Source organism: Paenibacillus sp. FSL K6-0276, assembly GCF_037977235.1.
Classification (GTDB): Bacteria; Bacillota; Bacilli; order Paenibacillales; family Paenibacillaceae; genus Paenibacillus_AQ.
This window is the reverse complement of record NZ_CP150276.1, coordinates 4,424,367-4,445,306: the sequence shown is the minus strand read 5'-3', so window position 1 is coordinate 4,445,306 and position 20,940 is coordinate 4,424,367. Positions and strand designations below refer to the sequence as shown.

The following is a 20,940-nucleotide window of genomic DNA, read 5'->3' as shown; positions in this document are numbered from 1 at the left end:
TAATGGAAACTAAACAACTTAATGATAGAATTTCGGATTCGAAGCAAGCGCAATCGGTGCAGGCTGGGTTTACCTCAGATGCACTGGTGAGGGATATTGTATTGCAGTTCCCCAAAGCGGCAGATTATTTCAAAGCAAAACGGATTGATTTCTGTTGCGGCGGAGCTAAACCTCTTGCTGAAGCAGCTGCAGAGCGTGGTCTGGATCAAGAGATAATCATCAGTGATCTTAACAAGCTGTTCGAAGAATATCCGGTACCTCAAGAGGAAATCGCTTGGAATACCGCACCTTCAGAAGAGTTAATTGACCTTATCATTAACAAACATCACCGTTATCTTCGTGAAGAGCTACCTCTCATTAGTCAAAATGTAACCAAGGTGTATCGAGTTCATGGCGAGGATTCTCCTCATTTGGCGGAGTTACACAGCTTGTTCAATACACTTAAGGAGGAATTGCTTGAGCACACGGCTAAGGAAGAAGCAGATGAATTTCCTAAGTTGTTTGCATACGCTGCTAATCCAAGTGAAGAAGGCTTGACAGCGCTCCGCGAGTCATTGACTGAGCTTGAGAATGAACATGATGGTGCGGGAGATATTTTGAGAAAAATACGTAGTATTACCGAAGATTTCACTCCACCGGCTCATGCCTGCACTACCTATCGATTGACATATGCCCGGCTGGAAGAGCTGGAGAGTATGACTTTTGAGCATGTACATCTGGAGAATAATATATTGTTCCCTAGGTTTCAGTGAAGATGAATAGAGTTCTAAAGAGTCCCTTAGGGGGCTTTTTTTAAAAGACGGATTGTCAAGCTAAGTGCGACACTTCGGACATGAAAGATTCGTGAGCAGACTTCCACCCCAGACATTTCCGGGGGCGGTGGTTGATGAGATCTAGGGCGTGGGCAAGCTCCTCATCTGAAACTTGTGCAAAATCATGGCCTTTGGGAAAGAACTCTCGAAGGAGTCCGTTGCCATTCTCGTTAGACCCTCGTTGCCAGGACGAGTAGGGATCAGCAAAGTAGACATCCAGTCCATGAAAGGCTTCCAGAGCGCTATAGCAGGCGAATTCCTTTCCTCGATCCGCAGTAGCCGTTCGGAAAGTTTCTTGCGGATACTGGCTAGCCACAACACCAAAGGCGATCTCCATCGAATGAGCGGTACGGTCGGGCATCTTTACGGCCAGATACATCCGTGTCTTGCGCTCGATAAAGGTCGCGGCACAAGCACGGCTTTTTCCTCGGCTGGAAACCACCGTATCTAGTTCCCAGTGCCCGAAGGAATCTCTCTTTCGTACTCCCTTTGGCCGTTGACTAATGGTTTTCCCCACGAGGAATCGACCACGTGTCTCCAGTGGTTTACGTCGTTTACCCTTATGCCGTAGCACCTTTACTTCGCCTGCAACCAGACGACCTGCATATAGCCAACGGTAGATCGTCTTGAAGCATACGAAGGGTTGACCACTGGCTCTACGCTGTTCAGCAATCTGCTCGGGCGACCAGGTAAGTCGGAGTTTCTCATTGATCTCTCCGGCCAGTTCCGCGGTGAAACGACCTGTCGACTTACTCCCTTGTCGACGTTCGCTATACGCGATCTGAGCGGTCTCAGCAAGATAGGTATTTCCCTTGCCTCCTCGCTTCCGTTCTCTGGCAATGACGGAGTGATGACGTCCAAGTTCTGCCCCAATCGCTCGACTAGACCATCCCAATCCGTATAGTACTTCTAGTTTGCTTCGCTCCGTTATGCTAAGATGAGTGTAACCCATGGTGTGATTCTCCTTGTGTGAATGGTGTGTGGTAACTTCATTCTACACGAATCCCCATGGGCTTTCTCTGTTTAGCTGTCGCACTTCATATTACAATCCGTCAAAATATAAGAAAGTATAAGTTTCACACCATACTTTATGTCTTATATTTCTCGCTTAAACGCTTACCGTCCTTATAAGGACGACGAAGGCGTTTTTTCTTGTTTGAGAACATGGCTTGTTTAAGTTATCCTTAAAAAGATAGTATACATAACTTTACAAGCCTGAGACGCTATATGGTCATTAGGCGGGACAAGGCGGTGCCAGAAATGTCCATACGATATTTATGGAAGTTGATGCTAGGATTAGTTATCGTATTCATAATAGGTGGATGCTCTACTAACACTGACGGTAATAGTAATGCTAATAATAGTGCGGCAGGATCAGAGGGACCGACGATATCGATAAGGATTGGTGATAATGAACTGCTTACCAAACCATCGGATAGGTCACTTAGTGGGAGCTATAGAAATGGAATAACGATCATGGAGCTACTGAAAGGTAGTAATATCGCCACATTTGCTGAGGATAACTCAAGCATTCTTTCGGTAAAGGATTTTTCACTAGAGTCGGGGATGGTTTGGGAGCTTCAGATGGACGGTCTAATCATTGGGAATGCGGATTGGAATAATACTGTAGGGTATGATTCACAGCTAGTCTTCACTGCGAAGTCGAAGGACCATCAAGCACCACTTCAAACTGTTATGCTGACTTTGAACGGTGGAAGTGTAGAAGTAGACTTACATCATTCGTATATTATGTTATATAAAGAGGATTTAACTGTAAGGGATTTGCTAAAAAGCTGCAGTTTGGTAAAGTTGGCCGATGACAATAAAAAGGTGCTTTCCGTCAACGATTATACCCCTCTTAGTAATGAAGAATGGAAGTTGAAGGTGAACGGAAAACAACTACTCGATGATGGAATGGATATGAAGCTCAGGCCTCAAGATGAATTGGAGATTTTATTGACTTTACGCTAAAAAATCGTACATTAAGCCAGATCAACGGTTGATCAGAATCGTTGATCTAGCTTTTTTTTTCTATAAAATAGACAATAATTATTGTCACAGATTTATGTGAAAATATTCACGAATAATGTGATTGTAATCACAATCACCCTTAAATTTTAAAATGTATAATTCCAATATGAAGAGAATAATTGACGCGAAATTAATCAAGAACCCATAAGCTTGAGGAGGCACCTAACCATGGCAACGATAAGAGAAAAATTAGTATTAGTCGGCAACGGTATGGCAGGCATAGGTACGATAGAGCAGATTTTGAAGCTGGGTGGAGCTTATGATATCACAGTCATTGGAAGTGAACCTCATCCCAATTACAATCGAATCATGTTGTCCTATGTTCTCGAAGGTAGCAAGACTATTGATGATATCATCCTAAATGACTGGAACTGGTATGAAGACAATAATATTACTCTGCACACTGGAACAACAGTGACACGAATTGATGAAGGCTCGAAGCAAGTTATTACTGATAATGGTATGGCAGTCTCTTACGACAAAGTGATTATTGCTACAGGATCGAATTCGTTCATTTTACCAGTGCCTGGAAGCGAAAAGGAAGGCGTAGTTGGTTTCCGAGATATTTCGGACTGTGACGCGATGCTAGAAGCAGCCAAACAATATAACAAAGCGGCTGTAATCGGCGGAGGGTTGCTTGGGTTGGAAGCGGCAAAGGGTCTTGTGAACCTTGGCATGGACGTTACTGTAGTTCATTTGATGGAAGATCTGATGGAACGTCAGCTTGATCGTAATGCCTCTTCGATGCTGCAAGCTGAGCTTGAGCGCCAAGGCGTGAAATTTGCTATGGGCAAACAAACGGTAGAATTGACCGGTGAACAAAGAGTAAATGGTTTACGTTTCAGTGATGACAGTACGCTTGCGGCAGATTTTGTGGTAATGGCTGTTGGAATCAAACCGAATGTGACTTTGGCAAAAGAAAGCGGAATCACCGTAAATCGTGGGATCGTGGTGGATGATTATTTGCAAACCTCGATGCAGAATGTATATTCCATCGGTGAATGTGCCGAGCATCGCGGAGTGTGTTACGGACTAGTGGCTCCACTGTTTGAGCAAGGCATGGTGCTTGCTAAACATTTGTGCGGTAGTGATACCAAGCCCTATGAAGGTTCTGTTGTCTCCACAAAATTAAAAATATCCGGTGTGGACGTATTTTCTGCGGGTGAGTTTATGGATTCCCCTGAACATACTGTAATTTCGAGTAAAGATGAGTGGAAAAAAACATATAAGAAAATTCTGCTTAAAAATAATGTGATTGTCGGTGCGGTTCTGTTCGGTGATGTGACGGAATCAGCTAACCTGCAAAAATTAGTAAAACAAGGCGCGGTTATGACCGATGAGATTTATTCGGAGGTTATGGGGACCGGATGCTGCGGTGGTGGAGCCAAGAAGGGCACATCCGTAGAAGCTATGGCGGACGAGGAAATCGTCTGCGGCTGTAATGGAGTAACCAAAAAAGCGATTATTGATGCTGTTACCGAGAACGGCTTCACTACTGTAGATGAGATCAAAGCATGTACTGGCGCTACTCGCTCATGTGGGGGTTGTAAACCCGTAGTAGAACAAATCCTGCAATTTGTCTTGGGCGATAGTTTCCAGCAAGGTGCGAAGCAGGGGATTTGCAGCTGCACAACGCTTAGCCGTGATGAAATTGTTGCTGAGATCACAGCTAAAGGACTTAAAACTACTAAAGAGGTTATGAATGTACTCGAATGGAAACAAGAGGAAGGTTGTTCTAAGTGTCGTCCGGCGATTAACTATTATCTGGGGATGATGAATCCTGATACCCATCAAGACGAGAAGGAATCACGGTTTGTAAATGAACGTATGGGTGCCAATATTCAAAAAGACGGAACCTATACCGTAATTCCACGCATGTACGGCGGTGTAACGACACCGGAGGATTTGAAGAAAATTGCTGATGTCTCCCTTAAGTATGATGTAAAAGTTGTGAAGGTGACTGGCGGGCAACGCTTGGATCTGATCGGTGTGAAAAAAGAGGATCTACCGAAAGTGTGGGAAGAGCTGGATATGCCATCAGGTTATGGTTATGCCAAATCTCTACGTACGGTTAAGACTTGTGTGGGTTCGCAGTTCTGCCGCTTTGGTACACAGGATTCGTTGGGAATGGGCGCACTTTTGGAGCGTAAATATGAGCGTCTTGATTTTCCTGCTAAGTTCAAAATGGCTGTTAACGGCTGTCCTCGTAACTGTGCGGAATCCTGCACGAAAGACATCGGTATCGTCGGCAACGATGGTGGCTGGGAAGTATTTATCGGTGGTAACGGCGGTATCAAACCGCGGATAGCAGACGCCTTCTGTAAAGTGAAGACCGATGAAGAGTTAATCGAAGTGTGCTCCGCTGTGATGCAATACTACCGTGAGACCGGAAATTATTTGGAGAGAACCTCCGAGTGGGTAGAGCGTATGGGACTTGAACAGATTCAAATGGTGATTTTGAACAACGAAGAGAACCGTAAAGAGCTGGCGGCACGGATTGATTTTGCCCTCACTCAGGTTACGGATCCTTGGAAAAAAATCCTGAATGATAACAGTACCCGTACTGCACTTTTTGAAGATGCGAGAGTTTAACGGATAGATAGCCACACAGAAGGGGAGAGACCAAACCAATGAAAATGACAACACAAACGTATGCGATAGGATCAGTACAGGATTTCCTGATGCAGATTGGCCGGGTAGTGGTGGCTGGAAATGTGGAACTAGCTGTATTTCGTACCTCTGATGGACGAATCTATGCTCTAGAGAACCGTAGCCCTCATCCAAAGGGTGGTCCGCTTGCTGAAGGAATCGTTTCGGGTCACTTTCTTTATGATCCACTTTACGACTGGAAAATCGATCTGCGCACTGGTGAGGTGCAGGCACCGGACCAAGGTAGCGTTGTGACTTATCCAGTCACTCTTGACGGAGAGAATGTGACAGTGAGCGTGTAGACACTGAAGCTTGTAGTAACAGATTTAATAGAAACCGGTGGGGTGGAGTATTATGTTTACGCAAAGTGTGGAGAATATCGTAGAGATGGCAGTCAGTAAGCGTGACAAAATGAATGAAAGCTTACCAAGATATTTTTTAGCAGCACTCTTGGCCGGTGCTTATGTGGGTATTGGGATTATCCTTATCTTTTCATTGGGAGCACCGCTGGCGGCTGCCAAATCTCCATTCCAACCGCTCATTATGGGGACCTCCTTCGGAATTGCACTGACCCTTGTTGTATTTGCAGGTTCAGAGCTGTTTACCGGGAATAATATGTTTTTTACAGTTAGTACGCTGGCAGGTAGAACAAGTATCTGGGATACCGCTAAGAACTGGGTGCTTGTATTTGTCGGGAACGTGGTGGGTGCAGTCATTTTGGCACTATTGATCCGCGGAACTGGACTATTCAGTGCGGCTCCCCCAGAGCATTTGATCTTCGCATCAGCAGCCAAGAAAATGAGCCTTCCGTTTTCGGAGCTCTTTTTCCGGGGAATCCTATGTAACTGGCTGGTCTGCTTGGCTCTATGGATGTCCTCACGCGCTAAGAGTGAAACCGCCAAGCTGGTTCTAATCTGGTGGTGTCTATTTGCCTTTATTGCGAGTGGATATGAGCACAGTGTAGCTAATATGACGCTGTTGAGCGTTGCTGTATTGCTCCCGAATCACCCAGATACCGTTACTATTGCCGGATGGATACACAATATGATACCCGTTACATTGGGAAATATGATTGGCGGGGGCATATTTGTTGGCATGGCTTACTGGTTGATCTCTCCCGTGCGAGGTATTCAGAACAAGCGCTAAGAGTATATTTATGGTTATAGAGCTGACCCGATTTCGGGCTCAGCTCTTTTTCTTCTTGTGGTATAAAAAAGACGCCCTCGATAGGCGCCTTGGACCACTCTATTTTATAATGTGCAGAATAATTGGGTCATATATGTTTCGTTGAGGAGAATAGAGGGTTTATTATAACGGAAATTAGATGCGGCAGATTTCGTTAGGACACAATTCGCAGTGGCAAATTTCCTGCAGCATGCCTAGATCCTTGATGACAATCATACCGTTCTCGTACTCAACCGCGTCCTTTTTACGCAAGTCACTCAGCATCCGGTTCACACTCTCACGAGTAGCGCCGATCATGTTGGACAGATCTGTATGCGTAATTTTTTTGTTGATGAGGATATTCTCACCATCGCTGCTCTTCTCACCATAGGTATTACCAAGTCGAATAAGAGTGGAGCAAAGTGCGCCTGGTTTGCCGTACATCATCAGATCACGGAATTTTGTTTGAGTTAAACGGTGATGAATGCCCATCCATTTCATAAAGTCGATGGCAAAATCACAATGTTGGCAAATGAGAATTTCTAAATCCTTTTGCTCGATGACGCCAACTTCACTTTCTTCAATCACTTCAGCAGTAAAGCTGTGTTTGGTGCTGAAGAATGGGTCTGCTTGACCTACCATATCGCCAGCTTGGTACATATAAAGAATAAGTTCTTTACCTTCATCCGTTGATTTAGTTAATTTCACACGTCCACGTTTGATATAAAACAATTTATCCGAGTAGTCGCCTTCCCAGAATAGATGTGAACCCTCTGGAACAACGCGCTCTTTCATAGTAACTAGAAGTCTGTTGAAATTCTGTTCGGAGAAACAGTTTGTATTTCCGTGGGCTTCGATAACATTGTAATGTTCTTTTAGCATAATCGACATCCCCTTTATTCCCTCAGTTTTTCAGTAAATTTTAAATTAATTATACCTCTAAAATCTTCGATTTGGTTAAGAAAAACCATTTAAAAGTGTCGAATTTTCAACATTGTGATTATTTTCACTTCAAAAGTGCTAGATGTAATATGATTTTCAACAAAAAAAGAGTAAGAAGTATTGTTTATTATATATCAACAGTGGTAATTTATTATTCTCAAATAATGGGTCTGTCGCTGTTTTTTTTGCACAAATATAAGAAATTATTAGATTCTACATATTATACTGCAAAAATTCATGATTGAAAAATCAGTTCGATTTCAAATTCCATATAAATACACACATCTTCATTATGGTCAGACATTGGCGCATCTGGCGTGGAACGATATCCTGAGAATGGAGCAAAAACCAGGAGAAGGGGAAATCATACATGGCTAAAATGGCAGACAAATATCTTAAGGTAGATCCTTGGGCAATTATTGAAGAGGACTTTGATCCAGAACAGTATGTAGGGGATCTCTACATCGGTGGTACCCACCCAGCCGCGAACGGTGGCGCTTGGATGGCTGCAGTTCTTGGTTTTGCAGGGTTGAATTATGATGGGTGGACTGTCCACATCAAACCTTCACTGCCTAAACATTGGCAGTCTGTTGAGCTTCCTGTTACACTTCGGGGTGATACTTTTAAGCTGCGGATCAGCAAGGATGAAGTTACTGTTATCACAGCAGCCGATTACAGCGGAACTTTGGTGTTCTCGGTGCAAGGACGAGAAGGGAATTCCTGTTCTGCAGGTGAGACCTTGCGGTTAGCCTTGACCGAAACAACAGTATAGATATTAATTAACAACGGAGAGGAAGTAAATCCATGTTGCAAAATATGAAAGGTGCCATTTTCGATCTGGATGGCGTTATCGTAGACACGGCCAAATATCATTATTTGGCTTGGGCGAGTCTTGCTGATGAGCTTGGGTTTACATTTACGGAGGAGGATAACGAACGCCTAAAGGGTGTGAGCCGGATGAGATCGCTCGATATTCTTCTGGAAGTCGACGGCCTACAATTTGAAGAAGCGGAGAAGCTTGCGATGGCGGAGAAGAAAAATCGCCTATATGTAGAATACATCTCTAAGCTTGAGGAGTCGGAACTGCTTCCTGGAGTCAAAGTATACTTAACTGGACTGAAATCGCGCGGGATTGGAATTGCGTTAGGTTCAGCCAGTAAGAATGCGGAGTTTATTTTGAATAAGCTGAACATTACGGATCTGTTCGATGCTGTTGTTGATGGTAACAAAGTGTCTCTTGCCAAGCCAGATCCGGAGGTATTCTTGATCACTGGTCAGGAGCTTGGCTTACAGCCGGACGAATGTGTCGTGTTTGAGGATGCGGAGGCGGGCGTTCAAGCAGGTAAGGCTGCAGGTATGAAGGTAGTAGGTATTGGCAAGCCGGAAGTGCTAAAGGAAGCTGATCTTGTCATTAAAGGATTGTATGAATTGTTGATAGATTAGTTATATTGAATCATTTAAATTGGTACTGGACTCATCACAAGTAGTGAATTCTACTTGGGGTGGGTCTTTTTTACGTAAATGTAAGGGTCGATCAAGGGTGTTAGCAGCACGTTGTAGCTCTAAGATGCTAATGGTTGACTAATCAGTAACTATCACCAGCAATAAACCTGCAAGAGTACATTTATTAATGATGCGAGGATGGCTAAAGCATTAATTCCTGCAAATCTGCAGTTATTCTTGCTCCAGAAGAAGCCTTCGAACCATAAGTGAGGATATACCTGTACATTTGCAGTTTTTGGACTTAATGAAGAGGATAGGATTTTGGAAATAGAGGAGCGAAAGCGTCCGCCTTTCTCTCCGGATTTTATCCGCTAGTGGCGGTATAAATCAGAAAATCTGGAGACAACAGCGGTCGGAGATCCAAAGTTTCCACGCAATGACACCTTGATTCGCTCTCAGTATAATCCGCACAACAGAAAAAACTACATACAAATGACCATAATAAACTTTAAAACCACCTGACTTGACTGAAATGAGAGCTCAGGAAGACGACAGAATCAAACGTTTCCAAGAGGTATATCCAAACGTTGAAATTGTAAAAGACGACTGGCAATACAATGTAAGTGGAATCGGAATCAAAATGGCTGCGAATGAAGCGCCAACCTTCTTTAATACTTACGCAATAGAAGCTAAATTCCTGGTTGAAAAGGGCTGGGTTGCTGACATCACAGATCTATGGAACAAAAATGAATTTAAAGATCAAATTAACCCAGTGTTGCAAAATCAATTTATCATTGATGGTAAAGTTTTCGGAGTCACACAAAAGGGTTATGTAACAACTACTATGATCAACAAAAAAATGCTGGATGAAAAAGGCGTTGCGGTCCCACCAATGGATTGGACTTGGGATGATATGCTGAATACGGCTAAAGGCGTGGCTGATGTCAAAAAAGGTATTTCCGGTATTGCTCCAATGGGTAAAGGTAACGAAGTAGGTTGGAACTGGACCAACTTCCTGTTCGAAGCTGGTGGAGAGATTCAAAAGATCGAAGGCGGTAAGGTTGTAGCTACATTTAATTCCGATGCTGGTGTTAAAGCACTGGATTTCTACAAGAAACTTAGATGGGAAGCAAACGCGATTCCTCAAGACTGGGCACTGGGCTGGGGCGATGCTGTAGGTGCGTTCCAACAAAGTCGTACAGCTATGGTAATGGCCGGATCTGATGGCGTTATCGAGCAAGCGTTGAATTATATCACATTTGACTACTTCTCTGATAAAGGTTTGGAAGCACTTGATGCAGTTCTTCAACAACGTACAACGGAAGGCAAATACTTTATCCCGCCGCTCTTAGACTACTACTCAGCAGATTCTGATTTCGATAAGAAGACCAAAGCTGTTTATGACAAATACACAAATGTATACCAATATAGCCCTGACATTATGGGACTTTTGGATGGCAAACCTGAAGCTCAATACAATACACAGGACTACTACGCAACAATGTCCAACGTCATTCAATAGCTGTTCTCCAAAAAAGGAACGGATTCCAAGAGCCAGCTTGAAGCTGCAGCCAAAACAGTACAAGAGAAATTCTTTGATACGATTAAAGCAGAATAGGGAAGGAAAGATCGGCCCCTTTAGGGGTCGATTTTATTGTTGTTATAATTTATAAAATTATAAATCTACAGAAATAGTGATAATCAACTGGAGATTATCACGACGTAGGAAAAAGGTAAATTTCTGTTAAGAAGGGTTAACTTTTTTAAGTGCTATGTTGAGTATCAAGGAAGAAAATGGGGCGTGAACTTTGCTTGTAAAAGTATAATTTAAGATTTGAAGGGATTTATAGCATAAAATAAGGTAAAAAATCTATAATATGATCGAATGAAAGCGCTTTGAAAACAAATCAAAAATACTTTATACTTTGTGAAAGATTTCACTATACAAGGTGGAAATGATGTGATAAGATAAATGTGTAGAGAAAAACAACTAAAAATTGACAGGAGGACGAGGGAGATGGCAGTTAAGAACGAGGTCGCCGCCCAAGTTAAACAAGTTACCGCTGAAGAGTATATTCAGAATTTAGTGGATAAAGCAAAAAAAGCGCATGAGGCATTCATGGCGCTAGACCAAGAGCAAGTTAACACAATCGTTCATGCAATGGCGTTGGCTGGACTCGACAAACATATGTACCTCGCAAAATTGGCCGTAGAAGAAACAGGACGCGGCGTATACGAAGACAAAATTACGAAGAACATCTTCTCGACAGAATATATCTGGCACGGAATTAAATATGATAAAACAGTAGGCGTTATTGAAGATAATCCATATGAGAACTTTCAAAAAATTGCTGAACCAGTCGGAATCGTTATGGGTATCACACCAGTAACCAACCCAACATCCACCACGATGTTTAAAGCGTTGATTTCGATTAAGACACGGAACCCTATTATATTCGGTTTCCACCCATCTGCGCAAGAGTGTAGTGCTGCAGCAGCTAAAATTCTTCATGATGCTGCCGTGAAAGCTGGCGCACCTGAGAACTGTATCCAATGGATTGAAATGCCAACAATGGACAAGACAAACGCTTTGATGAACAACCCAGACGTTGCTCTTATCTTGGCAACTGGTGGATCTGCAATGGTAAAAGCGGCTTATAGCTGTGGTAAACCTGCTCTTGGTGTAGGCCCTGGTAACGTACCTGCCTTCATTGAAAAGAGTGCTGATATCGATCAAGCGGTAACGGACATCATTCTTTCCAAAACATTCGATAATGGTATGATCTGTGCTTCCGAGCAAGCAATTATTATTGAAGAACCAATCTTCGACCAAGTGAAGAAGAAAATGATCGCTAATGGCTGCTACTTTGTTAATAAAGAAGAAGCTGGTAAGTTGACTAGCGGTGCAATGAACGTAGATAAATGTGCAGTAAACCCAGCAATCGTTGGTCAATCCGCAGTGAAGATTGCTGAAATGTGTGGCATTCAAGTTCCTGCCGGTACAAAGATTCTGGTAGCAGAACTCGAAGGTGTAGGCACTAAATACCCACTGTCTGCTGAAAAATTGAGTCCGGTTCTTGCTTGCTACAAAGTTAAGAATGCTGATCAAGGTATCGAACGCGCAGCTGAAATCGTTGAATTTGGCGGTATGGGTCATAGCTCGGCTATTCACTCCAACAACGAAGAAGTGATCATGAAGTTCTCTAACCGTCTGCAAACAGGACGTATTCTCGTCAACTCGCCTTCGACACATGGCGCAATCGGCGATATTTATAACACCAATATCCCTTCGCTGACTCTGGGCTGCGGATCTTATGGACGCAACTCTGTATCGCAAAACGTTACTGCTATCAACTTGATCAACGTGAAAAGGGTGAATCGTCGTACCGTGAATATGCAATGGTTTAAAGTACCTGACAAGATTTACTTCGAAAAAGGTGCAACTCAGTACCTTGCCAAAATGCCTGATATCACACGTGTAGCAATTATCACTGACCCTATGATGGTTAAACTTGGATATGTTGAAAGAGTGGAACATTACCTGCGTCAACGCCAAACTCCAGTGGCTATCGAAGTGTTCTCCGAAGTAGAACCAGATCCATCGACAACTACTGTTGAAAAAGGTACAGCAATGATGAACAGATTCCAACCGGACTGCATCATCGCACTTGGCGGTGGTTCCCCAATGGATGCTGCAAAAGGAATGTGGTTATTCTATGAACATCCAGACGCAGACTTTAACGGTCTGAAACAGAAATTCATGGATATCCGTAAACGGGTTTACAAATTCCCTAAACTTGGAAATAAAGCGAAATTCGTTGCGATTCCAACAACTTCGGGTACAGGTTCGGAAGTTACATCTTTCGCAGTTATTACAGACAAAACAACAGAAAACCATACTAAATATCCTTTGGCTGACTACGAGCTGACACCAGACGTAGCTATCATCGATCCTGAGTTTGTCTACAGCTTGCCAAAAACGGCTGTTGCTGATACAGGTATGGACGTATTGACACATGCTATCGAAGCTTATGTATCTGTTATGGCGAGTGACTACACCGATGGTCTTGCTATCAAAGCGATTCAACTGGTGTTCCAATATCTAGAAAGATCCGCACTACAAGGTGACAAGCTTGCCCGTGAGAAAATGCACAATGCATCAACACTGGCTGGTATGGCTTTCGCAAATGCGTTCTTGGGTATTAACCACAGTTTAGCCCATAAATGGGGCGGACAGTACCACACCGCTCACGGTCGTACTAATGCGATCCTTATGCCACACGTTATCCGCTACAATGCTAAGAAACCTACGAAGTTCGCTTCGTTCCCTAAATATTCGCATTTCGTAGCTGATGAGCGCTACGCAGAAATTGCTCGTATTCTGGGATTGCCAGCTCGCACAACTGAAGAAGGTGTAACTAGCCTGATCAATGCTATTCGCGATATGAATAAAAAATTGGGTATCGAAGAGTCGTTCCAACAACTGGGCTTTGATCCTAAGGACTTTGAATCCCGCGTAGATTACTTGGCTGACCGCGCATTTGAAGATCAGTGTACAACTGCCAATCCTAAGCTGCCATTGGTATCTGAACTTGCAGATGTATACCGTAATGCATTCTACGGAAGATTCGATAATTAATAATTGGTTAAATAGAGATTAGGATAGTAGTGGATTAGATAAAAGTGACAAATATCACTGGAAAGGTGATATTTGTCACAGTATTTATATAGAAAGTAAACTAAAATGTTTATATAAACAACGGTCCCACATATGAAATGTTGATTGTGAATTTTAGAACAACCACATCTTTTTGGGATCACGAGACACGGGATCAACCTTCAAGCCCGCGATCTCTACAAATATAATAAATATAGATGGAGGGATTTAGCATGTCGGTGATTGAAAAAGATGTAAATGAAGTGAAATCCGGTTGGAGAAGTTTTGCAAAAGGTAAATGGTCCAAGAAAGTTGACGTTAATAACTTTATCACTAGTAACATTAAACCTTATGTAGGAAACGAGGAATTCCTCGTAGGACCTACTAGTAACACCACTGAACTGTGGAAGATTATTTCCCGACTGAGCAAGGAAGAAAGAGAAAGAGGCGGCGTATTGGATGTTTCCTTGGATACTGTCTCCACAATCACTTCACATGCTCCAGGCTACATTGATAAGGACAAGGAACAAATTGTAGGCGTGCAGACTGACGCCCCTTTCAAACGTTCCATTCAGCCTTTCGGCGGAATCAAGATGATGGTTGATGCTACGAAGGCTTATGGCTTCGAGCTTCCACAAAACATCGTTGATATGTTCACGAACATTCGCAAAACGCATAACCAAGGCGTATTTGATGCATATACACCAGACATGAGAGCAGTGCGTAAATCCGGCGTTATTACAGGTCTTCCTGATGCTTACGGCCGCGGACGCATCATCGGTGACTACCGCCGCATCGCTCTGTACGGTATTGATTTCCTGATTAAAGACAAAAAACAACAACTAACTGAGCTCGAAGTTGATTCCATGACTGAAGATGTAATTCGTTTGCGTGAAGAGCTGTCTGAGCAAATTCGTGCACTGGGCGAATTGAAACAAATGGCAGCTGCTCACGGTATGGATATTTCCAAACCAGCGACCAACTTCAAGGAAGCTACTCAATGGGTATACTTCGGATATCTGGCAGCAGTTAAAGAGCAAAATGGTGCGGCGATGTCCCTGGGACGTGTATCTTCCTTCTTAGACATCTATGCAGAACGCGATATTGAAGAAGGTTCTTTGACTGAAGAACAAGTACAAGAAATTGTCGACCATTTTGTAATGAAACTGCGTATCGTGAAATTCTTGCGGACACCGGACTATAACGATCTGTTCTCCGGCGACCCTACTTGGGTAACTGAATCCATTGGTGGTATGGCAGAAGACGGAACAACTCGTGTTACAAAGAATAGCTTCCGATTCCTGAACACTCTGTACAACTTGGGTCCAGCTCCGGAACCAAACTTAACTGTTCTGTGGTCCGAAAGATTGCCTGAAGGCTTCAAAAATTATTGTGCCAAGGTTTCCATCGAAACTAGTGCAATTCAGTATGAAAATGACGATTTGATGCGTCCATACTGGGGTGATGATTATGCGATTGCTTGCTGTGTATCTCCAATGCGCATCGGCAAACAAATGCAGTTCTTCGGCGCTCGTGCTAACCTGGCAAAAGCTTTGCTGTATGCTATCAATGGTGGCGTAGATGAGAAATCTGGAGCACAAGTTGGACCGGAATTCCCAGCGATCACTTCTGAATATCTGGATTATGACGAAGTAATGAAACGCTTCAAACCGATGATGGAGTGGTTGGCTAAGACTTATGTTAACACCTTGAACATCATCCACTATATGCATGACAAATATTCTTACGAACGTATTGAAATGGCACTGCATGACCGTGATATTCTGCGTACTATGGCTTGCGGTATCGCTGGTCTGTCCGTTGCAGCTGACTCCCTGAGTGCTATTAAATACGCGAAGGTTAAACCAATTCGTAACGAACAAGGTATTGCAATTGACTTCGAAACCGAAGGCGAATTCCCTTGCTACGGTAACAATGACGATGCTGTAGACAGCATCGCAGTAGAATTGGTTGAAACCTTCATGACAATGATCCGTAAAAACAAAACTTATCGTGATGCTGTGCCGACTCAATCGGTACTGACTATTACCTCGAATGTAGTGTACGGTAAGAAGACAGGTACTACACCTGACGGACGGAAGAAAGGCGAACCATTCGCACCAGGTGCTAACCCAATGCACGGACGCGACAAGAAAGGTGCCCTGGCTTCCCTGAATTCTGTAGCCAAACTGCCTTACTCCGATGCACAAGATGGTATCTCTAACACGTTCTCCATCGTACCTAAGGCACTGGGTAAAGAAGAGGAATCACGTAAGTCTAATCTGGTACACATGATGGACGGATACTTCCATAACAACGCTCAACATTTGAATGTTAACGTATTTAACCGTGAACAATTGATGGATGCTATGGAGCACCCAGAGAACTACCCACAATTGACTATCCGCGTATCCGGATATGCTGTTAACTTCATCAAGCTGACTCGCGAACAACAATTGGATGTAGTTAACCGTACATTCCATGGTTCGATGTAATTAGTTCCTATTCAAGAAGATCTTTGACTTAAGTTCTACATTGAAATAATTGCAAGGAAGATACCGCCCTTGTCTCAAGGGCGGTAATATCTTGTTTGAGAATCGTTAAAATTTTAAATTTCACAGCCGCGATTAAGGGAAACGACAGTCTCAAGGACAGGGAGCTTCTTCGTGAAAGAGGGACTGTTAGTCTGTCGTGGCGAAAGGATGACATCCTATGATTAAAGGTCGCATACACTCTTTGGAAACCTTTGGAACCGTTGACGGACCTGGTATTCGTTTTGTTTTATTCATGCAGGGCTGCTTGTTGAAATGCCAATATTGTCATAATCCTGATACTTGGGCTTTAGATGAAGGCAAAGAAATGAGTCTGGAAGAAGTGCTTTCCGAGATCGAGCCTTATTTGAACTACTATCGTACTTCCGGAGGCGGGTTGACTGTATCCGGTGGTGAACCAACTTTGCAGGCTCAATTTGTAAAGCAGTTATTTACGGAAGTGAAGAAACGTTGGAATTTGCACACCACACTAGATAGTAACGGTTATAACGAAGGTGATAAGATTAATGACTTATTGGATGTTACTGATTTGGTTATGCTTGACTTGAAGCATATTGATGATGAAGCACACATTAAGTTAACTGGCAAATCTAATGATCGTACCTTAAAGCTTGCACGCTGGCTGTCGGATCATAATCGTAAGATGTGGATTAGACATGTATATGTTCCAGGCATTCACGACCGTGAAGAGGACCTTATTAATTTAGGTCGTTATATTGGAACCTTAAATGGCGTTGAGAAATTTGAAATATTACCTTATCATCAAATGGGTATCTATAAATGGGAAATGCTCGGCAAGCCTTATGAATTGGATGGAGTGCCATCCCCTACGGACGAAGAAGTTCAGCGGGCATACCGCTTGGTCGAAGAAGGTCGTAAGCAGACAGCGCTTATATAATTGATATCTACATTAAGTAAAGCCGTTCCTTCAGTGATTTACTACTGAATGAATGGCTTTTTGTTATGAGAGGGGCGTTGTGGTGTCTTAAAGAGGGGGTATTTTGTATGTACCCTTGTAAAAACATGATATAGTTACAGCGGCTTAATAAGGAGGTTGGAAATTCAGTGTGATAGATATTGTATCATTAATTAAAAGTTTTATTCGTTTCATCAACTTAAATGTCCGATTAAATTACATAAAATAGTGATTAACCGCAACTTTCACTATATTGAAGTTATATTATATTACGCATTGTGTAGTTGATTCCGCTTTCATTAGAGATTTTTATCCCTATAGTGGATGAATCTTAACCTTACGAGAATGGAGTCTATTTTCTATAATAAGAAGTGTAAAGCACAACATTATATGGGGGGTCACAAAAAATGAAAAAAGGTATGACTTTGCTATTGTCCCTGATTTTTGTATCATCAGCTTTACTGGCAGGTTGCGGAAGCAACAATAATACATCTTCTAACAAAGGAGATGGAAACGCTACCGCGACGAATTCAGCGGATGCTACAAATGCTCCAGCAACAGAAGAGCCGGTAAGTAACGAACCGTTCGAAATGACGATTCGTCACACTCAGATCGGTGCCGACAAACAGAAACGTCTGGCTATTCTGCAAGAAGTAGTGAAAAAGGTAGAAGGGGATGTACCGGGCCTAACCTTTAAACTTGATGGGGTAGATTCAGATGTAAACCGTAAAGAAAAATTGCGTGGTGAAATGGCTGCAGGTAATCCACCAGAGATCTTCGATCTATTCGGTAGCCCTGACTCTAAGATCTATGCTAAAGAAGGTAAATTACTTGACCTAACTCCAATTCTTGAGGAACTAGGAATTAAGGATAAATTCTCAAATCTTGATCCTTTCACTTACGAAGGAAAAATTTACGGATTGCCGATCGGTGGATCTGGTGAAGGATTCTTCTACAACAAAGAATACTACGCTAGCAAGGGTTGGAAAGCGCCAACAACATTTGCAGAATTGGAACAACAATTGGCTGACATCAAGGCTGACGGAAAAGTACCTTTAGCTGGTGCATCCAAAGCTGGTTGGGTACCACTTATGCTCGCTAACCACTTGTGGTCACGTTATGCAGGTCCGGATGTAACTGCTAAATTTGCAACTGGCGAAGCTAAATGGACTGATCCAAATGTTGTAAAAGGCTTTGCGAAGTACAAAGAGTGGGTTGACCAAGGATACTTCAAAAAAGGCGAACTTGGTTTTGAGTATGCTGAATATACAACACAATTCACTAGTGGTGAAGCAATCCTGCTGTATGATGGTACTTGGAAATCCTCCGTATTTAAAACAGGCCAATCTGGCGAAGGTTTGATCGGTAAAGTTGGATTCTTCAATATCCCGGTAGTTGAAGGCGGAGTGGGCGACCAAACTGCATTGATGCGCGATGTGAACAATGGCTACGGCTTCTCTGCTTCTGCTGAGAAAGATCCACGTCAATTGGCTGCTGTGAAATCTTTTATCAAAAACTTGTTTAACGAAGAAATGCAATTGCGTGGACTTGTTGAAGATGGCGTATTACCAGCAATGAAAATTGACCAAAACGTACTGAATGAGAATATTACTGATGATCTGATGAGCGAAATCGTAGGTGTACTTAATAACTCACAATCTTCGTTCCCGGCATTTGACTCTCTTGTTCAAGCTGATGTAACTACAGAAATCAGTAACATTCAAATTCAAAAGCTAATTGGTGGTCAGACGACTCCAGAGAAAATGGGCGAAGCTTTACAGAAGGTACAAGAAGAAGCAAACGCAGCAGTTGAATAAGTAGCTGCAAACTGAATGTACCCTGGTGCTAGAACCAGGGTACATTTTTAAACTTAAAGAATTTATGTGTTTGCAAAGATCTAAAACATTCATTGTTCGCCAGATGTCAAAGCAACCGGAGGTAGTCATGAATAAAGCGCTAAGAAATCCATTGGTATTTTTCCTTTTTATTCTTCCAGCACTGATCTTGTTCACGATGTTCTTCATCTATCCCATCTTCAGTTCAATCTATTACAGCTTTACTAGCTGGAATGGTGTATCTGACACAGTCAAGTCTGCCGGAATCAGTAATTTTAAGAAGGCATTAGGAGATGAACGATTCTGGATATCTGTCAAAAATAACGGTTGGTTCATTCTTTTCTCCTGTTTTGTACAGGTGCCGTTAATCATATTCTTCTCGTTATTGATATCAAATGTAAAGAAGCTAAAAGGCTTATACAAGACAGCAGTCTTCATGCCTTCCATTATGTCTACAGCAGTTATCGGTATTCTATGGGGCTTCATTTATGAGCCCAACATTGGACTTTTAAATAAGGTTCTTGGCTTAGTTGGTATTAACCCAATATACTGGCTGTCGGATGAAAGATTCGCAATGTTATCGATCCTGATCACGAATGCTTGGCAATGGACCGGATTCTATATTGTAATGGTACTGGCAGCTATTTTGTCGATACCAGGCGAATTGGACGAAGCTGCTGCCATTGATGGTGCAACTGGATTCCAACGTGCTACACGCATCACACTTCCGCTAATCGTTCCAATCATCTCAGTCGTGATCATGTTGTCTATTGCTGGGGCAATGAAAGCGGCGGATATCGTAATTGTTATGACTAAGGGTGGACCTGCTGGTTCAACCGATGTAATGGCAACTTACATGATTAAATATGCGATTACTAACTTTAAATACGGGTACGGTAATGCCATCGCAGTCCTGATCTTTGTATTTACACTGGTGGTTACAGCCGTTTATCAGCTGCTGATAGCCCGACGCACAGAAAGGATTGAATACTGATGCCACGCGCCCTGAAAAAGAGTCTGCCACATGTCGCACTTTTGTCCTATCTGCTAGTTATTCTATTTCCTTTCCTGTTCGTGTTATTCTCTTCTGTGAAAAAGGATAACAATGCAATAGCGCTTAACCCTTTTGGTATTCCAAAGGAGTTTGTCTTCTCTAACTACGTTGAAGCTTGGGTGAATGCCAAGATCAGCACCTACTTTTTTAACAGTTTGTACATTTCCATATTGGCTTCTGTAGTGTCTATCATTCTAGCGTCTATGTTTGCTTTCGCAGTTACACGGATGCGCCAAGGCAAATGGAATACGATTTTGTTCTCGCTAGTTATGGTGGGAATGCTGATTCCAAACAACGCATTGATGCTTCCTATTTATACGATTGTACGTAAGATGGGGATTCTGAATACGCACTGGGCGTTGATTATCCCTTATATCGCGAATGCAATTCCATTTACGATAATAATATTGGCTGCATTTATGCGTTCGTTGCCTAGAGAAATTGAAGAAGCGGCGGTCATGGATGGGTTGAAGGCACCAGGTATCTTTGCTAAAATTATTGTACCTCTAACCGTACCTGCCATGGTTACTGTATTCATTGTTAATTTCCTGGGAAATTGGAACGAATTCTTGCTGGCAAACTATTTCCTTTCGAATGACGAACTGCGTACGCTCCCAGTAGGTATGGTTCAATTCCGCGATCAATACCAGATGAACTATGCTCAAATGTCAGCGGGTATCGTCTTCAGCGTGCTTCCAGTAATTATTATTTATGCGATTTTACAGGAAAAGATTATTGAAGGTGTAACAGCGGGCGGCGTTAAAGGATAACTTTTTTTCTCAAAATATACGAAAGTATCAGTTTTACCCTATCCTTTAGCCTTATATTTCTCGCTTAATCGCTTACCGTCCTTATAAGGACGCCGAAGGCGATTATGCTTGGTCA

The 20,940-nt window shown here is 42.7% G+C and carries 16 protein-coding genes and 1 pseudogene; 15 read left to right on the top strand and 2 right to left on the bottom strand.

Features of this window, described 5'->3' with window-relative positions; translation table 11 throughout:
* Positions 1–56: 56 nt before the first annotated feature.
* A complete protein-coding gene (gene ric, locus MHH52_RS21030; RefSeq protein ID WP_340009761.1) occupies positions 57–752 on the top strand; it encodes an iron-sulfur cluster repair di-iron protein in 696 nt (231 codons plus the stop codon).
* A gap of 55 nt (positions 753–807) precedes the next feature.
* Here the strand turns inward: ric and MHH52_RS21025 are convergent, their stop codons facing one another.
* Positions 808–1,764 (bottom strand): IS30 family transposase, encoded by a 957-nt coding sequence (locus MHH52_RS21025; RefSeq protein WP_340003901.1) that lies wholly within the window; start codon positions 1,762–1,764, stop codon positions 808–810.
* Between the two features lie 308 nt (positions 1,765–2,072).
* Here MHH52_RS21025 and MHH52_RS21020 point away from each other — a divergent pair, with 308 nt between their 5' ends.
* From MHH52_RS21020 to MHH52_RS21005, 4 genes are all read left to right on the top strand, one after another.
* Entirely contained in the window at positions 2,073–2,783 is a 711-nt protein-coding gene (locus tag MHH52_RS21020; RefSeq protein WP_340004291.1) for a hypothetical protein, read from the top strand.
* A gap of 228 nt (positions 2,784–3,011) precedes the next feature.
* Positions 3,012–5,435: a nitrite reductase large subunit NirB gene (nirB, locus tag MHH52_RS21015; RefSeq protein WP_340004290.1), complete on the top strand. Its 2,424-nt coding sequence runs from the start codon at positions 3,012–3,014 to the stop codon at positions 5,433–5,435.
* Between the two features lie 38 nt (positions 5,436–5,473).
* Positions 5,474–5,794, top strand: coding sequence for a nitrite reductase small subunit NirD (gene nirD / locus MHH52_RS21010; protein ID WP_340004289.1), 321 nt, complete (start codon positions 5,474–5,476; stop codon positions 5,792–5,794).
* 52 nt (positions 5,795–5,846) lie between these two features.
* Complete coding sequence (locus MHH52_RS21005) at positions 5,847–6,638, top strand: formate/nitrite transporter family protein (RefSeq protein ID WP_313638816.1); 792 nt, start codon at positions 5,847–5,849, stop codon at positions 6,636–6,638.
* Between the two features lie 174 nt (positions 6,639–6,812).
* Here MHH52_RS21005 and MHH52_RS21000 read toward each other — a convergent pair whose 3' ends face one another.
* Positions 6,813–7,538: a Crp/Fnr family transcriptional regulator gene (locus MHH52_RS21000; RefSeq protein ID WP_313638815.1), complete on the bottom strand. Its 726-nt coding sequence runs from the start codon at positions 7,536–7,538 to the stop codon at positions 6,813–6,815.
* Positions 7,539–7,835: 297 nt separating this feature from the next.
* Between MHH52_RS21000 and MHH52_RS20995 the strand changes: the two genes are divergently transcribed.
* The 10 genes and pseudogenes from MHH52_RS20995 (at position 7,836) to MHH52_RS20950 (ending at position 20,825) form a co-directional block, all read left to right on the top strand.
* Positions 7,836–7,976, top strand: a complete 141-nt coding sequence (locus MHH52_RS20995) for a hypothetical protein (protein WP_340004288.1) — start codon at positions 7,836–7,838, stop codon at positions 7,974–7,976.
* Positions 7,969–8,370, top strand: coding sequence for a glycosyl hydrolase family 65 protein (locus MHH52_RS20990; protein ID WP_313638814.1), 402 nt, complete (start codon positions 7,969–7,971; stop codon positions 8,368–8,370). The genes MHH52_RS20995 and MHH52_RS20990 overlap by 8 nt, the downstream gene beginning before the upstream one ends.
* 32 nt (positions 8,371–8,402) lie before the next feature.
* Positions 8,403–9,041, top strand: coding sequence for a beta-phosphoglucomutase (pgmB, locus tag MHH52_RS20985; protein WP_340004287.1), 639 nt, complete (start codon positions 8,403–8,405; stop codon positions 9,039–9,041).
* A gap of 532 nt (positions 9,042–9,573) precedes the next feature.
* A pseudogene (locus MHH52_RS20980) lies at positions 9,574–10,659 on the top strand (extracellular solute-binding protein).
* Between the two features lie 399 nt (positions 10,660–11,058).
* A complete protein-coding gene (gene adhE / locus MHH52_RS20975; protein WP_340004286.1) occupies positions 11,059–13,680 on the top strand; it encodes a bifunctional acetaldehyde-CoA/alcohol dehydrogenase in 2,622 nt (873 codons plus the stop codon).
* A 251-nt stretch (positions 13,681–13,931) separates the two neighbouring features.
* Positions 13,932–16,193 carry a formate C-acetyltransferase gene (gene pflB / locus MHH52_RS20970; protein ID WP_340004285.1) on the top strand — a complete coding sequence of 754 codons (2,262 nt, stop codon included), beginning with the start codon at positions 13,932–13,934 and terminating at the stop codon, positions 16,191–16,193.
* 217 nt (positions 16,194–16,410) lie between these two features.
* Positions 16,411–17,148, top strand: a complete 738-nt coding sequence (gene pflA, locus MHH52_RS20965; protein ID WP_340004284.1) for a pyruvate formate-lyase-activating protein — start codon at positions 16,411–16,413, stop codon at positions 17,146–17,148.
* Between the two features lie 425 nt (positions 17,149–17,573).
* Complete coding sequence (locus MHH52_RS20960) at positions 17,574–18,983, top strand: extracellular solute-binding protein (protein WP_340004283.1); 1,410 nt, start codon at positions 17,574–17,576, stop codon at positions 18,981–18,983.
* 127 nt (positions 18,984–19,110) lie between these two features.
* Positions 19,111–19,995, top strand: a complete 885-nt coding sequence (locus MHH52_RS20955) for a sugar ABC transporter permease (protein WP_340004282.1) — start codon at positions 19,111–19,113, stop codon at positions 19,993–19,995.
* Positions 19,995–20,825 carry a carbohydrate ABC transporter permease gene (locus tag MHH52_RS20950; RefSeq protein WP_313638806.1) on the top strand — a complete coding sequence of 277 codons (831 nt, stop codon included), beginning with the start codon at positions 19,995–19,997 and terminating at the stop codon, positions 20,823–20,825. The genes MHH52_RS20955 and MHH52_RS20950 overlap by 1 nt, the downstream gene beginning before the upstream one ends.
* Positions 20,826–20,940: the final 115 nt, after the last annotated feature.